At 53.3% G+C, this 15,475-nt stretch carries 12 protein-coding genes and 1 pseudogene; 1 reads left to right on the plus strand and 12 read right to left on the minus strand.

All coding sequences use genetic code 11. The features are described from left to right. Positions 1 to 41 precede the first annotated feature (41 nt). The 10 genes and pseudogenes from carB to E4Z61_RS24145 form a co-directional block, all read right to left on the minus strand. Positions 42 to 3,266 (minus strand): carbamoyl-phosphate synthase large subunit, encoded by a 3,225-nt coding sequence (gene carB, locus E4Z61_RS13415; RefSeq protein WP_135323207.1) that lies wholly within the window; start codon positions 3,264 to 3,266, stop codon positions 42 to 44. 18 nt (positions 3,267 to 3,284) lie between these two features. Continuing rightward, entirely contained in the window at positions 3,285 to 4,433 is a 1,149-nt protein-coding gene (gene carA, locus E4Z61_RS13420) for a glutamine-hydrolyzing carbamoyl-phosphate synthase small subunit (protein WP_135323208.1), read from the minus strand. A 456-nt stretch (positions 4,434 to 4,889) separates the two neighbouring features. Then, the gene (gene dapB / locus E4Z61_RS13425) at positions 4,890 to 5,711 is read right to left on the minus strand and encodes a 4-hydroxy-tetrahydrodipicolinate reductase (protein WP_135323209.1); all 822 of its coding nucleotides are present in this window, start codon (positions 5,709 to 5,711) and stop codon (positions 4,890 to 4,892) included. A 173-nt stretch (positions 5,712 to 5,884) separates the two neighbouring features. After that, complete coding sequence (gene rihC / locus E4Z61_RS13430; RefSeq protein WP_135323210.1) at positions 5,885 to 6,799, minus strand: ribonucleoside hydrolase RihC; 915 nt, start codon at positions 6,797 to 6,799, stop codon at positions 5,885 to 5,887. A gap of 65 nt (positions 6,800 to 6,864) precedes the next feature. Continuing rightward, entirely contained in the window at positions 6,865 to 7,815 is a 951-nt protein-coding gene (ispH, locus tag E4Z61_RS13435) for a 4-hydroxy-3-methylbut-2-enyl diphosphate reductase (RefSeq protein WP_135323211.1), read from the minus strand. A 1-nt stretch (position 7,816) separates the two neighbouring features. Continuing rightward, positions 7,817 to 8,266 carry an FKBP-type peptidyl-prolyl cis-trans isomerase gene (fkpB, locus tag E4Z61_RS13440; RefSeq protein WP_003018929.1) on the minus strand — a complete coding sequence of 150 codons (450 nt, stop codon included), beginning with the start codon at positions 8,264 to 8,266 and terminating at the stop codon, positions 7,817 to 7,819. Between the two features lie 87 nt (positions 8,267 to 8,353). Next, on the minus strand, positions 8,354 to 8,851 hold the full coding sequence (lspA, locus tag E4Z61_RS13445) for a signal peptidase II (protein ID WP_135323212.1): 498 nt from the start codon (positions 8,849 to 8,851) through the stop codon (positions 8,354 to 8,356). Further along, positions 8,851 to 11,667, minus strand: coding sequence for an isoleucine--tRNA ligase (gene ileS / locus E4Z61_RS13450; RefSeq protein ID WP_135323213.1), 2,817 nt, complete (start codon positions 11,665 to 11,667; stop codon positions 8,851 to 8,853). The genes lspA and ileS overlap by 1 nt, the downstream gene beginning before the upstream one ends. 37 nt (positions 11,668 to 11,704) lie before the next feature. Then, positions 11,705 to 12,643 carry a bifunctional riboflavin kinase/FAD synthetase gene (gene ribF, locus E4Z61_RS13455; RefSeq protein WP_135323214.1) on the minus strand — a complete coding sequence of 313 codons (939 nt, stop codon included), beginning with the start codon at positions 12,641 to 12,643 and terminating at the stop codon, positions 11,705 to 11,707. A gap of 7 nt (positions 12,644 to 12,650) precedes the next feature. Continuing rightward, positions 12,651 to 12,866 (minus strand): annotated as a pseudogene (locus E4Z61_RS24145) (DUF2575 domain-containing protein). A gap of 105 nt (positions 12,867 to 12,971) precedes the next feature. On the opposite strand from E4Z61_RS24145, the gene rpsT reads away from it, so the two are divergent. Then, on the plus strand, positions 12,972 to 13,235 hold the full coding sequence (gene rpsT / locus E4Z61_RS13465) for a 30S ribosomal protein S20 (protein ID WP_003018940.1): 264 nt from the start codon (positions 12,972 to 12,974) through the stop codon (positions 13,233 to 13,235). 59 nt (positions 13,236 to 13,294) lie between these two features. On the opposite strand, the gene nhaR is transcribed toward rpsT, so the two are convergent. Both nhaR and nhaA read right to left on the minus strand, forming a co-directional pair. Next, positions 13,295 to 14,194 carry a transcriptional activator NhaR gene (gene nhaR / locus E4Z61_RS13470; protein WP_135323215.1) on the minus strand — a complete coding sequence of 300 codons (900 nt, stop codon included), beginning with the start codon at positions 14,192 to 14,194 and terminating at the stop codon, positions 13,295 to 13,297. Positions 14,195 to 14,232: 38 nt separating this feature from the next. After that, positions 14,233 to 15,399: a Na+/H+ antiporter NhaA gene (gene nhaA / locus E4Z61_RS13475; RefSeq protein ID WP_135323216.1), complete on the minus strand. Its 1,167-nt coding sequence runs from the start codon at positions 15,397 to 15,399 to the stop codon at positions 14,233 to 14,235. Positions 15,400 to 15,475: the final 76 nt, after the last annotated feature.

Here is a 15,475-nt window from a genome sequence, read left to right on the forward strand (position 1 = left end):
GAAAGTCCGGTTAACGCAAGAATTACCGGACCTTCTGTTTATTACTTTTTGATCTGCGCGTGCATTTCCTGTACGGAGATCACTTTCTCAGTGGCATCCGCATTCAGCGCCATCGCCGTGGCGAAACCGCCGTTCAGCGTGGTGTCGTAATGCACTTTATACTGCAGCGCACTGCGGCGAATCAGCTTGGAGTCTTCAATCGCCTGACGACCTTCGGTGGTGTTGATGATGTAGGTATACTCGCCATTCTTGATACGGTCCTGAATGTGCGGACGACCTTCATGCACTTTGTTCACCAGACGTGGGTTGATGCCCGCTTCGCCCAGCACAATCGCCGTACCGTGCGTCGCATCCAGCTCGAAACCAAACTTCAGCAATTTCGCCGCCAGGTCAACCACGCGCTCTTTATCGCCTTCACGAACGGAGAGCAGCGCGCGGCCCTGTTTCTTCATGGTAGAGCTGCTACCCAATTGCGCCTTAGCGAACGCTTCCGCGAAGGTGCGACCCACGCCCATTACTTCCCCGGTAGAGCGCATTTCTGGCCCTAACAGCGGGTCAACGCCCGGGAATTTGTTGAACGGTAGCACCACTTCTTTGACCGAGTAGTACGGCGGGATAACCTCTTTAGTCACGCCCTGCTGTGTCAGCGTTTGTCCTGCCATCACGCGCGCCGCCACTTTTGCCAGCGGTACACCGGTGGCTTTAGAAACGAACGGTACGGTACGAGCCGCACGTGGGTTGACTTCAATCAGGTAAACTTCGTTGTTCTTCACCGCAAACTGCACGTTCATCAGACCGCGCACCTGCAGTTCGAAGGCCAGTTTCTGCACCTGCTGGCGCATCACATCCTGAATTTCCTGGCTCAGCGTGTAGGCTGGCAGGGAACATGCTGAGTCACCGGAGTGCACGCCAGCTTGTTCGATGTGCTCCATGATGCCGCCAATCAGCACCATTTCGCCGTCGCAGATAGCATCAACGTCGACTTCAATCGCGTCGTCTAAGAAGCGGTCCAACAACACGGGGGCGTCGTTAGAGACGCTGACCGCAGTCTGGAAGTAGCGACGCAGGTCGGCTTCGTCGTAGACGATTTCCATCGCGCGGCCACCGAGAACGTAAGACGGTCGCACCACCAGCGGGTAGCCAATCTCTTTTGCCTTCTCAACAGCCATTTCAATGGCGGTGACAGTGGCGTTAGCCGGTTGTTTCAGCTTCAGACGATCAACCGCCTGCTGGAAACGTTCGCGGTCTTCGGCGCGGTCAATCGCGTCCGGGCTGGTGCCGATAACCGGTACACCAGCGGCTTCCAGCGCACGCGCCAGCTTCAGCGGGGTCTGCCCGCCGTACTGGACGATAACGCCTTTCGGCTTCTCGATGCGCACGATTTCCAGCACATCTTCGAACGTTACCGGTTCGAAGTACAGACGGTCTGAGGTGTCGTAGTCGGTAGAAACCGTTTCCGGGTTACAGTTGACCATGATGGTCTCGTAACCGTCTTCACGCAGTGCCAGAGAAGCGTGTACGCAGCAGTAGTCAAACTCGATGCCCTGACCGATACGGTTCGGACCACCGCCCAGCACCATAATTTTGTCACGATCCTGCGTCGGGTTCGCTTCACACTCTTCTTCATACGTGGAGTACATGTAGGCGGTGTCGGTGGAGAATTCCGCGGCGCAGGTATCCACACGCTTGTAAACCGGGTGCAGCTTATACTGTTCGCGCAGTTTACGGATTTCCGCTTCACGCACGCCCGCCAGCTTCGCCAGACGCGCATCGGCAAAGCCTTTACGCTTAAGCAGGCGCAGGAAGTCAGCGTCGAGTCCGGTAATACCGACTTCGGTCACTTTCTCTTCCAGGCGCACCAGCTCTTCTATCTGCACCAGGAACCAGCGGTCGATATTGGTCAGGTTGAACACGCCGTCAACAGACAGACCGGCGCGGAAAGCATCGGCGATGTACCAGATACGCTCGGCGCCCGCATCCTTCAGCTCACGGCGAATTTTGGTCAGTGCTTCCGGGTCATCAAGGCTCACTTTCGGGTCAAAACCGGTCGCGCCCACTTCCAGACCGCGCAGCGCTTTCTGCAGGGATTCCTGCTGCGTGCGGCCAATCGCCATTACTTCGCCGACCGATTTCATCTGCGTGGTCAGACGGTCGTTAGCACCGGCAAATTTTTCGAAGTTAAAGCGAGGGATTTTGGTCACAACGTAGTCGATAGACGGTTCGAACGATGCCGGGGTGCGTCCACCGGTGATGTCGTTCATCAGCTCATCGAGGGTGTAACCGACCGCCAGTTTCGCCGCCACTTTGGCAATCGGGAAACCGGTCGCTTTCGAGGCCAACGCTGAAGAGCGGGACACGCGCGGGTTCATCTCGATAACAATCAGACGACCGTTTTTCGGGTTCACCGCAAACTGCACGTTAGAACCGCCAGTCTCTACGCCGATTTCACGCAGTACCGCCATCGAGGCGTTACGCATGATTTGATATTCTTTGTCAGTCAGCGTCTGGGCTGGTGCCACGGTGATGGAGTCACCGGTATGAATGCCCATGGCGTCAAAGTTTTCGATCGAGCAGACGATGATGCAGTTGTCGTTTTTATCACGCACCACTTCCATCTCGTACTCTTTCCAGCCAATCAGCGACTCATCAATCAACAGCTCTTTGGTTGGGGAAAGATCCAGACCGCGTTCGCAAATTTCTTCGAACTCTTCACGGTTATAAGCGATCCCACCGCCAGTGCCGCCCATGGTGAAGCTAGGTCGGATGATGCACGGGAAACCCACGTCAGCGGCAACTGCCAGCGCTTCTTCCATGGTATGGGCGATGCCAGATCGCGCGGTGTCGAGGCCAATTTTCTTCATCGCGATATCAAAGCGACGACGGTCTTCTGCTTTATCAATCGCATCAGCCGTGGCACCAATCATGGTCACGCCGAACTCGGCCAGTACGCCCTGACGCTCCAGTTCCAGCGCGCAGTTCAACGCAGTCTGGCCCCCCATGGTCGGCAGTACCGCATCCGGACGCTCTTTCTCAATGATTTTGCGTACCACTTCCCAGTGAATCGGCTCGATGTAGGTGGCATCGGCCATTTCAGGGTCGGTCATGATGGTCGCCGGGTTGGAGTTGACCAGAATAACGCGGTAACCCTCTTCACGCAGGGCTTTACATGCCTGTGCGCCGGAATAGTCAAACTCACACGCCTGGCCGATAACAATCGGACCCGCGCCCAGAATCAGGATACTTTTTATGTCTGTACGTTTTGGCATGGCTCTTTTAACTCCTGATTATTTCGCGGACTGACGGTATTGCTCAATAAGCTCGATAAAGTGGTCGAACAGCGGCGCTGCATCGTGCGGACCCGGACTCGCTTCAGGGTGGCCCTGGAAGCTGAACGCCGGTTTATCGGTACGATGAATCCCTTGCAGGGTGCCGTCGAACAGTGACTTGTGGGTCACGCGCAGGTTGGCAGGCATGGAGGCTTCATCGACCGCAAAACCATGGTTCTGCGCGGTGATCATCACTGTGTTGTTATCAATATCTTTTACCGGATGGTTACCGCCGTGGTGGCCGAACTTCATCTTGATGGTCTTCGCACCGCTCGCCAGCGCCAGTAGCTGATGGCCGAGGCAGATACCAAATACCGGGATATCGGTTTCGAGGAATTTTTGAATCGCGGCAATCGCATAATCACACGGTGCCGGGTCGCCTGGACCGTTGGACAGGAAGATCCCGTCCGGATTCAGCTTCAGCACGTCTTCTGCGGAGGTCTTCGCAGGCACAACCGTCAGGCGGCAGCCGCGATCCACCAGCATACGCAGAATGTTGCGTTTCGCACCAAAATCGTAGGCCACGACGTGGAACGACAGCTCTTCTTCGGACTTCGCTTCCGGCAGTTCCCCTGCCAGCGTCCAGCTCCCCTGCGTCCAGTTATACGGTTCTGTCGTGGTAACTTCTTTTGCCAGATCCATGCCGTTCAGGCCCGGGAAGGCTTTCGCTTTTTCCAGCGCCAGCGCCGCATCCAGGCTATCGCCTGCGACGATGCAGCCGTTTTGAGCGCCCTTCTCACGCAGCAGACGGGTCAGCTTACGGGTATCAATATCGGCAATCGCCACAATGTTATGGCGCTTCAGGTAAGCAGAGAGGTCTTCGGTATTGCGGTAGTTGCTGGCAATCAGTGGCAGGTCACGGATGACCAAGCCTTGCGCATGTACCTGGGAGGATTCTGCATCGGCTTCATTGGTGCCGACATTGCCGATATGAGGATAAGTAAGAGTGACGATTTGGCGGGAATAGGAAGGATCAGTGAGGATTTCTTGATAACCGGTCATTGAAGTATTGAAAACGACTTCCCCAACCGCCGAACCTGTTGCCCCAATGGCCCGACCGTGAAACTGGGTTCCGTCTTCCAGAACCAATAGCGCTGACTTAATCAAAACACCCTCCAGAGAATATTCACTCACTTTATTTGCATATTAATTCATTAACACGTCATGAATCAATGCAAATTTGCTTACCTATGGATTTCTGGCAAACGGCGGCATTCTAGAGACAGCCCGGATAAAAGTCTACCCAAAAGGGCAATTTTTATTATTATTTTACGCCACTGAGGTTAATCATGCGATTTAACAGGCAAAAAGATCAGCTAAGTAAAGGTAGAAAACGCTTGCGGAACGCAAACAGTGTTAAAAAGAGAACGACCCTGAGAAAAAGTGGACCATTTGGTCAAAATTCACATTAAAGCAACAAAAAACACCAACAAAACATTGTAAAACATGAAACTAAGTAGAAAATAACATCTGAACAATAAAAATAAAAGGGCAATAAAATATTGCCCCATGTAATCAACTAATTACGATTACCATAACCACATCACGAAGGGTAATTAAATCTTATAAATTGCGTAAATCAAGCACATCACGCATATCAAAAAGACCATTTGATTTAGATTTTAACCAAAGAGCCGATCTCACCGCACCGTTAGCAAACGTCATACGGCTGGAGGCTTTGTGCGTAATCTCAATACGTTCGCCAATATCAGCGAACATCGCGGTATGTTCCCCGACGATGTCACCTGCTCGCACCGTGGCAAAGCCGATCGTGCCAGGTACGCGCTCACCGGTATAGCCCTCACGTGAGTAGACGGCACAGTCCTTCAAATCTTTATCCAGTGCCCCGGCAATCGCCTCCCCCATCGCTAACGCGGTGCCTGACGGCGCATCCACTTTATGACGGTGATGGGCTTCGATAATTTCGATATCGGTATAATCCCCCATCACTTTCGCCGCTTTTTCCAGTAGTTTCAGCATGACGTTAACACCCACGCTAAAGTTAGCGGCGAAAACGATGCCAATCTCCTGCGCGGCATCGCGAATAGCCTGTTTGCCCGCCTCATCAAAACCTGTAGTGCCAATGACCATCCCTTTGCCATGCTGACGGCAAAACGCAAGATGTGTCAGCGTGCCTTCCGGACGGGTAAAATCGATGAAAATATCAAAATCATCTTTAATCGCCTCAAGGCTGCTTTGCACGGTAACGCCCGTCTTCCCGGCTCCCGCTAACTCCCCCGCATCGCTGCCCAGCAGCGAAGACCCTTCGCGCTCCAGCGCTGCACCGAGCTGTACGCCATCCATGCCGAGGGTGGCCTGAATCAACTGACGCCCCATGCGTCCTCCGGCTCCCGCGATGGCAACGCGGATTTGTGCATATTGCATAGCTATTCTCTTTTGTTAATTTTACGTAAATCGTTTTCAGAGTAACCAGCGTATCGCTGCGCCGCCAGCCGAAAACGTCGATAATTAGAATTTAATGATAAACAGGGAGAGATATCAGTAAAAGACATGACACTACGGAATAAGCAGCATCATATCGTTATATCGTGCAGACATCAGGGTGCCAGCGACATCACGTGAGCAACCCACTGTTGAAAACCTTCTACATTCAGCCCCAGCGCCACCTGTGCATTTGCCGGTTGACCAAGTCGACCTTCAATATCCACCACCGTCGTACCCGACGTATATTCCCCCTGCGTTTCTACTGCCACAAAGCACGGCTTCATTGTGAACAGATCCGGGCGGACCAACCAGGCAATGGCGCAGAGATCGTGCATGCGCAATCCCGTATTCATACTACCGCTACGATAATGGCTAAACAGCGCGTGCAGCATTTTTCCCGTCTGATTAAGTTGTGACAATGTCGCCAGATACTCCGGCGCGAGCATCGCCTGGTTAGTGACATCCAGGCCACACATCACAATCTCCAGCCCGCTCTGGAAGACTTTCGCAGCAGCCTCAGGGTCGATTGCAATGTTAAATTCCGCGTTTGGCGTAAAGTTACCACGCCCGGCAGAGCCACCCATCATCACCAGGCGGCGAATATTGAATACGCATTCAGGATAATGGATCAGCAGCAACGCAATATTCGTCAAGGGGCCAATCGCCACCAGCGTAACAGGCTGCGGGGCGTGCATCAGCACGTCGCGAATAGCCTGGAAGGCGGGTTTTGCCATCGGTTGGCGATCGTGTTCGACAAAATCATATCCTGCCATGCCGGACTCACCGTGCACAGAAGCCGCATCGCGCAGCGGTCGCACCAGCGGCATGGATGCCCCCTGCGCCAGCGGAATATCCGCATTCCAGAAATGCAGCAACTGCAACGCATTGCGGGTGGTTTTTTCCACCGAAACATTGCCCGCTACTGTGGTCATCAGTTGCAGATCCAGCTCAGGGGCAAACAGCGCAGCGGCAATGGCGGCGGCATCATCAATGCCAGGATCGGTATCAAGAATGATCGGTAAGCGCATGGTTTCTCCAAAAAAAATGCCAGACGTTAGGTCTGGCATCTTCTCATAATAGGTAAGTGAAAGTTTTACTCTACTTCACGAACATCCACACGCAGCTCTTTAGGCACTTCGAAAACAATGTTCTCTTCGCGTCCTTCCAGTGGAACAGGTTCTCCACCACCAAACTCCTGCAGACGAGTAATCACGTTCTGCACCAGAATATCCGGAGCAGAAGCGCCAGCGGTCACGCCGACACATGCCGCGTCTTTCACCCACAACTCCTGGATATCAGTGGCATCGTCGATCAGGTATGCTGCCTTGCCCATACGCTGAGCCAGCTCGGCCAGACGGTTGGAGTTAGAGGAGTTTTTCGAACCGACCACCAGAACCACATCAGCTTGTTCCGCCAGCGCACGGACAGCTTCCTGACGGTTAGTGGTGGCATAGCAGATATCGTCTTTGCGTGGCCCGACAATTTTCGGGAAACGGTTACGCAGTGCGTCAATTACGTCAGAGGTGTCGTCCACGGAGAGCGTGGTCTGCGTCATAAACGACAGCTTCGCTTCGTTTTTAACGTCCAGCGTCCGCACATCATCCGGTGATTCAACCAGGTACATGCCCCCTTGCGGGTTGCTGTACTGGCCCATCGTGCCTTCAACTTCCGGGTGTCCGGCGTGACCAATCAGAATCGACTCTTCTCCACGACGGCTGGCGCGGGCGACTTCCATATGTACTTTGGTCACCAGCGGGCAGGTTGCATCAAAGACCGTGAGATCTCGGCCTTTGGCTTCGTTACGCACAGCCTGAGACACACCGTGGGCAGAGAAGATCAGGATCGCACCGTCCGGCACTTCACTGATTTGCTCGATAAAAATCGCCCCGCGCTCGCGCAGGCTATCCACCACATAGCGGTTATGCACCACCTCATGGCGGACATAAATCGGCGCGCCGTAAATAGCCAGCGCGTTTTCCACAATGCTGATAGCGCGGTCTACGCCGGCGCAAAAACCGCGCGGGTTGGCCAACAGGATCTGCATTTTACGCCTCCAGTGCCGGTTCGACTTCCAGCACTTCAATATCAAAATGAACGGTATGCCCGGCCAGCGGATGGTTGAAGTCAACCGTGATCGAGTCACCGTTGATTTCGCGGATCACGCCTGGCATCTCACTGCCGTCCATTGCGGTAAAGAGCATGATTGCGCCAATTTCTGGCTCACCCGCGTCCATAAACTCCCGACGCGAGAAATACTGAATGAGATCCGGGCTTGATACGCCAAAAGCAGCGTCCGGCTCCAGAGCAAAAGTGGTTTTATCGCCCTCCTTTAACCCCAGCAAATGTTGCTCCAGTCCTTCAGACAGAGAACCGTCGCCCAGGCGAAACAGCGCAGGCTTGCCGTTATTGCGGGTTGACTCTGCGGTGGAGCCATCGTCGAGCTTTAAAGTGAAGTGCACCAGCACCGCACTGTTACTCTGTACTGATTTAGACATGCAGATTGCTCACATAGTGTGCCCGAAGGCGAAAAGGTCGATAAAACTGTAGGCCGGATAAGGTGTAAACACCCCATCCGGCATTTTTTATGCGGCTTTTTGCTCTTTCGACGGTAAGAAGCCTTCCAGCACGATCAACGCCGCACCGATACAGATCGCCGTATCGGCCAGGTTGAATGTCGCGAAATGCCAGTCACCGACGTAAAAGTCAATCATATCAACCACGAAGCCGTGCCACAGGCGGTCAAACAGGTTGCCCAATGCTCCGCCAATGATTAACGCATACGCGATGTTATTCAGCTTCTGCGTCGCCTTCGAGCGATACATCATCACCGCCAGAATGACGCAGATACCAATCGCGATACCAGCAAAGAACCATCGTTGCCAGCCACCGCTGTCAGCTAAGAAGCTAAACGCCGCGCCATAGTTACGCGCATAGTGCAGATTTAGCGACGGGAACAGCGACACCGTATCCCCCAGAGCAAAATTCTGGAGGATCAGGTACTTGCTGCCCAAATCGATAATCAGCACGACTACCACCAGCCACAGCCAGCGTAGTCCTGTTGAACAAAGAGGCTTACTCATCAGGCAAACTTACGTTGTTCGCCATCACCGGCGATGTTGCTGACACAGCGTCCACAGATTTCTGCGTGTTCCGCCACCTGGCCGACGTCGGTCGTGTAATGCCAGCAACGCGGGCATTTCTCGCCTTCGGCTTTGCTCAGGACGATTTTCAGCCCTTTGAGCAGTTCACTTTGCTGAGCATCAGCCGGTGCCGCGGCATAATCCGCAACCACTGCGCCAGAGGTCAGCAGGACAAAGCGCAATTCTTCGCCCAGTGCGGTCAGTTTGGCAGCCAGTTCAGGTTCAGCGTACAGGGTCACTGCCGCTTCCAGAGAACCGCCCACTTTCTTATCCGCACGCGCCTGCTCGATGACTTTGTTCACTTCGCCACGCACTTTCAGCAGCTCGTCCCAGAAGGCATCGTTCATCGCTTCGGTATCGGCCAGACCAAACAGACCCTGGTACCACTCACCGGTGAAGACATACTTCTCGCGATCGCCCGGCAGGTAACCCCAGATTTCATCTGCGGTGAAGGACATGATCGGCGCCATCCAACGCACCAGCGCTTCGGCGATATGGAACAGCGCAGTCTGGCAGCTACGACGCGCTACGCTATCCGCTTTCGCGGTGTACTGACGGTCTTTGATGATATCGAGGTAGAACGAACCCATTTCGACGGAGCAGAAGCGCATCAGGCGCTGTACGACTTCGTGGAAGTCATAGGCTTCGTATGCTTTGAGGATCTCTTCCTGCGCCGCTTGTGCACAGCCAACGGCCCAGCGATCCAAAACCACCATCTCTTCCGGTTTCACCATGTCTTTTACCGGATCAAACCCATTCAGGTTTGCCAGCAGGAAGCGCGCGGTGTTACGGATACGACGATAGCTGTCAGCAGCGCGTTTCAGGATTTCGTCAGAAACTGCCATTTCACCGGTGTAATCGGTAGAAGCGACCCACAGACGCAGAATATCCGCGCCCAGTTTGTTCATCACATCCTGTGGGCTAACGGTGTTACCGATGGACTTGGACATCTTGCGACCCTGACCATCGACGGTGAAGCCGTGGGTCAGTACCTGACGGTATGGCGCTTTGCCCTTCATCGCGGTGGAGATCATCAGAGATGACATGAACCAGCCACGGTGTTGGTCAGAACCTTCCAGATACATATCTGCGGCATGGCCCGAAAACTCAGGACGCACGTCGACGACGGATGAGTGGGTTGAACCGGAGTCGAACCACACGTCCAGCGTATCCGGTACTTTGACGTACTGGTCGGCTTCGTCGCCAAGGATATCTTTTGGATCGAGATCCCACCATGCCTGGATACCGTCAACTTCAACACGTTTAGCCACTTCTTCCATCAGTTCGATAGCGCGTGGATGTAGCTCTTCAGTGTCTTTGTGGACAAACAGAGACATCGGCACGCCCCACGTACGCTGACGGGAGATACACCAGTCAGGACGGTTGGCAACCATGGATTCAATACGCGCCTGACCCCAGTCCGGGATCCACTGCACGCCTTTGATCTCTTTCAGCGACTGCGCACGCAGGCCTTTCTGATCCATGCTGACAAACCACTGCGGGGTCGCACGGAAGATAATCGGCGACTTGTGACGCCAGCAGCACGGATAGCTGTGCTGCATCTTCTCAACGTGAAGCAGCGCACCTTTTTCGGTTAGCAACGCCACAACTACATCGTTAGCTTTGAAGACGTTAACGCCATCCAGCGTCGGATAAGTGCCCGGCAGATATGCACCGTCCGGCCCAACGGGGTTAGCGACTTCCAGACCGTATTTCTGACCAATCACATAGTCATCCGGACCATGGCCTGGCGCAGTATGTACCGCACCAGTACCCGCATCCAGCGTCACGTGATCGCCAAGGATCGCCGGAACATCGAAGCCCATAAACGGATGGGTAAAGCGCAGCAGCTCCAGCTCCGCACCTTTTACCGTGCCGAGGATGGTGTACTCCGCCGCACCAATACGCTGCATCACGCTTTCAACCAGATCTTTCGCCAGAATCAACGCCTGACCGTCAATCTGTACCAGCGCATAATCAAAATCAGGTGCCAGAGAGATAGCGCGGTTCGCCGGTAACGTCCACGGGGTGGTGGTCCAGATAACCAGAGAGATCGGGCCATTAACGTCAGAAACGCCAAATTTCGCTTTCACCGCATCCTGATCGGCGGCGTGGAACGCAACGTCGATGGACGGGGAGGTTTTGTCGTAATACTCAACTTCCGCTTCCGCCAGCGCGGAACGGCAGTCTACGCACCAGTGCACCGGCTTCGCGCCTTTATGCAGGTGGCCGTTGCCGATGATTTTACCCAGCGCACGGATGATGTTGGCTTCCGTTTTGAAGTCCATGGTCAGGTACGGCTTCTGCCAGTCACCCAGTACACCCAGACGGATAAAATCTTTACGCTGGCCGTCAACCTGCGTTGCGGCGTATTCACGGCACTTAGCGCGGAACTCAGCGGCGGTGAACTTCTCGCCCGGCTTACCGAACTCCTGCTCTACTTTCAATTCGATAGGCAGACCGTGGCAGTCCCAGCCCGGAACGTAAGGCGAGTCATAACCCGTGAGCCCTTTGGACTTCACGATAATATCTTTCAGAATCTTGTTAACTGAGTGACCAATATGAATGCTGCCATTCGCATAAGGAGGGCCATCATGCAGAATAAAGGTTTTTTTGCCTTTTTTAGCCGCACGAATGATGCCGTACAGGTCATCATCGGTCCAACGCGCCAGCATTCCCGGTTCACGCTTGGCGAGATCGCCGCGCATCGGGAACCCTGTTTCCGGCAAATTCAGGGTTGATTTATAGTCACTCATCAGATTCTCGGTTCCGTATTTAAAACTCGTATAGGCGTTAAGCCGGTTTTGATAGCCCAAAAAATTCGCGGGCAGTTAACTCATCACGCGCAATCTGCGCTTTTAGTTCATCCAGCGAGGCAAATCGCTGTTCGTTGCGTATTTTTTTACGCAGCACTACATCTATATGGCGACCGTAGAGGTCCATTACAACATCCAGGAGATGCACTTCTAACTGCTGGCGTACGCCTGCCACCGTTGGGCGGGTACCGATATTCGCGACCCCGGGTAAAGGGGTTTCGCCCAATCCCATCACCTCAACCGCGTACACCCCTTTGACCGGAGAAACCTGGCGACGAAGGGGGACATTTGCCGTCGGGAAACCGATGGTACGCCCTAGCTCGTCGCCGTGTACCACCCGTCCTGAAATGGTAAACGGATGTCCCAGTAAGCTTTCGGCCAGCAGCAGATTATCTTCGGCCAACGCCTGGCGCACGGCGGTACTGCTAATGCGCACACCACCTTCACAGAAGGTTTGAGTGCTGGTTATATCAAAGCCATACTCAGCGCCCGCTTCCTGTAATAACAAGAAATCGCCCGCGCGGCTAGCACCAAAGCGGAAATCATCACCCACGGCGAGAAATTGTACACCGAGGCGCTTCACCAGCAGGTCGCTGATAAAATTCTGTGCCGTTAATGCGGCAAAACGTCGATCAAAACGCACGCACAGTACGTAATCAACGCCGCACTCCGCCAGATAACGCAGCTTTTCCCGCAAGCGAGTCAGTCGCGCAGGAGACTTTTCAGTCGCAAACAGTTCCAGCGGCTGCGGCTCGAAAATCATCACCACTACCGGTAAATTTCGTTTGCGCCCTTCTTCCTGTAAGCCCTGCAGCAACGCACGATGACCACGATGTACGCCATCGAAATTACCAATAGTCAGCACACACCCATGCGGGGCCTGACTGAGATTATGTATGCCTCGTATCAGCTTCATGTCTGGCTCAAAACAGTGAAAATCGTGAAAGTATACCCTGTACCGCGGTCAAGGTTAACCGGCGATTGGTCCTGCGAAACAGAAAGAAGATTGTTTTCATTGTTATGAAACCAATTGATGCCCTTCACTGACCAGCCAATTCAACTTTTCTCGTGGAAAAGCTGTATTCACAACACGCAAGCTGGTAGAATCCTGCGCCATCACTACGCAACGAGTGCTGCAATTTAAACGGCGCTTATTTGCACAAATCCATTGACAAAAGAAGGCTAAAAGGGCATATTCCTCGGCCTTTGAATTGTCCATATAGAACACATTTGGGAGTTGGACCTTGGCTAATATCAAATCAGCTAAGAAGCGTGCCGTTCAGTCTGAAAAGGCCCGCAAGCACAACGCTAGCCGTCGCTCTATGATGCGTACTTTCATCAAGAAAGTATACGCAGCTATTGAAGCTGGCGACAAAGCTACTGCACTGAAAGCATTTAATGAAATGCAACCAATCGTGGATCGTCAGGCTGCTAAAGGTCTGATCCACAAAAACAAAGCTGCACGTCATAAAGCAAACCTGACTGCACAGATCAACAAACTGGCTTAATCGCCTGCTTGTTGTCGCTTTGTGAAAAAACCCGCGCAAGCGGGTTTTTTTATGTCTGCTTACTTATTCAACGGCGCAAACAATGCCGAGTAGTTAGCATTGCAAATACGCTGCACCGCCGGATGCTGAATCATCCTCTCTGCAAAAATGGCATGATACTCCTCCATCACATTCTCCACGCGTCCAATCTCAATGATTGAGTCATCAGCATAGAAATTGTTCGAATAGAGCGTAGGGGCAACGAAAATAGCATTGTGCGTGGCGCCGAAGGCTTTCATCAATGCGGCATCGTCAAACTCCCCGAGGATCTCAACGTTCAGTCCCTGCGAGTTAATCCAGTTCAGTAGCTTCCGTCCAAGCATTGAGCGACGCCCAGGTATCAGTAAACGGCGCTCCTCAAGACAGGCCGGGAACGGCTTCTCAGGCAGCGGATTTGTACACCAGAAGCTCACGCAACACTCGCCAATTTTCACCGAGAACAGCCCTTCCTGCTGCGTAGAGTCGATCGGGCAGTCGGATATAATCATATCAAGCTTGTGCTGGCTGAGCTGTTCCAGCAGCATCTCATGCGTTGATTCAAAGCAGCGCAGGTGAATTTGTTCATCTTTCACCACGGCAGCGTCGAGAACGCTGCTGACCAGCTGTTTAGACAACGCATCCGCCACGCCCACATCGAACAGCAAGTTAGACTCTTTTCGGTAGTTCACGATATCCAGCATTTCCTGGCTTAAGGTGAACATTTTATCCGCATAACGGAAAACTAATTCGCCTAACTCGCTGGGTTCCAGCCCTCGCCCCTTACGCTTAAACAACTTCCCCTGTAAGCGTTCCTCAAGCGCTTTGATCTGCCCGGTAATAGTTTGCGGCGTCAGATAAAGCGCTTCTGCGGCACCCACCACCGAACCTTCTTTATACACATGCCAGAAGTAATACAGGTGGTTGTAATTTATATGAGACATACTCTCTCCCTGAAAATTGTCACCAAAGGGTTACCTGCTCAGACTGACGTATTCAACCGGGTACGCAGCCAGCTATAACCGATAACCGCCGACAGCAGAGAACCAATCAGGATCCCCAGTTTTGCCCAGTTAATCAGCTCCGGATCAACGTTACCAAACGCCAGGCTGGCGATGAAAATCGACATTGTAAAACCAATACCGCACAGAATACCCACCGCCATGATTTGCTGGAAATTCGTGCCTTCAGGCAGCTGCGCCACCTTGAGACGTAATGCCAGCCAGCAGAACAGGCTGATCCCCAGCGGCTTACCGATAAGCAGGCCAGCAATAATCCCCAACGGCAGGATGGAGGTCAGCCCGTCCATCGTCACGCCCTGCAGTGGAACACCCGCATTAGCAAAAGCAAACAGCGGCAGGATCAGATAGGCCACCCACGGATGCAGGACATGCTCCAGACGTTTCGCCGGAGAACGGCCATGCTTTTCCTTCAGCGGGATGAAGAAACCGACAATTACACCCGCCAGCGTCGCATGCACGCCTGACTTCAACACTGCCGTCCACAACACGACACCAACCAGGATATAAATACCGGTACGTCTGACACCGCACAGATTCAACGCCGCCAGAATGAGAATAGCGAACGCGGCAACCCCTAACGAAAGCAGTGAAAGATCGCTGGTATAGAACAGTGCGATTATCACAATCGCGCCGAGATCGTCGATAATCGCCAGCGCCATCAGGAAGATTTTCAGTGCCAGCGGAACGCGACTGCCCAACAGTGCCAGTACGCCGAGCGCAAAAGCGATATCCGTTGCTGCCGGAATTGCCCATCCTTCACGGGTGATAGGGTCGGCATAGTTGAATGCCAGATACAACAACGCCGGGACAATCATGCCGCCAATCGCGGCGATAATCGGAAACGCAGCCTGTCGCAGACTGGCCAGCGATCCCTGCATCAGCTCGCGCTTCACTTCCAGACCAATCAGCAGGAAAAACACCGCCATTAAGGCGTCGTTGATCCACAACAACATATTTTTATTGATCTCAAGCGCGCCAACCCGCAGTTGAACCGGGGTCTCCAGAAAGTCGTGGTACCATCCACTGGTTACACCGATATTGGCCATCAACATTGCTACTGCCGCAGCGATGATCAAAATAATGCCGCCCGAGGCATCGCTACTAAAAAAACGATGTAGATGTTTCACTTTTATTCTCTCTATTGGGTGAATACTTCGTAATTACTATCTTACTCCGCATAACTCATCGTTAATATTAGATTAT

It is taken from the genome of Citrobacter tructae, from assembly GCF_004684345.1.
In the GTDB taxonomy this organism is placed as follows: domain Bacteria; phylum Pseudomonadota; class Gammaproteobacteria; order Enterobacterales; family Enterobacteriaceae; genus Citrobacter; species Citrobacter tructae.

Bases quoted from the DNA above. Each gene is read 5' to 3' on its own strand.
- ispH (WP_135323211.1), bottom strand. From the start codon at position 7,815: ATGCAGATCCTGTTGGCCAACCCGCGCGGTTTTTGCGCCGGCGTAGAC.
- ileS (WP_135323213.1), bottom strand. From the start codon at position 11,667: ATGAGTGACTATAAATCAACCCTGAATTTGCCGGAAACAGGGTTCCCG.
- carB (WP_135323207.1), bottom strand. From the start codon at position 3,266: ATGCCAAAACGTACAGACATAAAAAGTATCCTGATTCTGGGCGCGGGT.
- nhaR (WP_135323215.1), bottom strand. From the start codon at position 14,194: ATGTCTCATATAAATTACAACCACCTGTATTACTTCTGGCATGTGTAT.
- lspA (WP_135323212.1), bottom strand. From the start codon at position 8,851: ATGAGTAAGCCTCTTTGTTCAACAGGACTACGCTGGCTGTGGCTGGTG.
- dapB (WP_135323209.1), bottom strand. From the start codon at position 5,711: ATGCAATATGCACAAATCCGCGTTGCCATCGCGGGAGCCGGAGGACGC.
- fkpB (WP_003018929.1), bottom strand. From the start codon at position 8,266: ATGTCTAAATCAGTACAGAGTAACAGTGCGGTGCTGGTGCACTTCACT.
- ribF (WP_135323214.1), bottom strand. From the start codon at position 12,643: ATGAAGCTGATACGAGGCATACATAATCTCAGTCAGGCCCCGCATGGG.
- rihC (WP_135323210.1), bottom strand. From the start codon at position 6,799: ATGCGCTTACCGATCATTCTTGATACCGATCCTGGCATTGATGATGCC.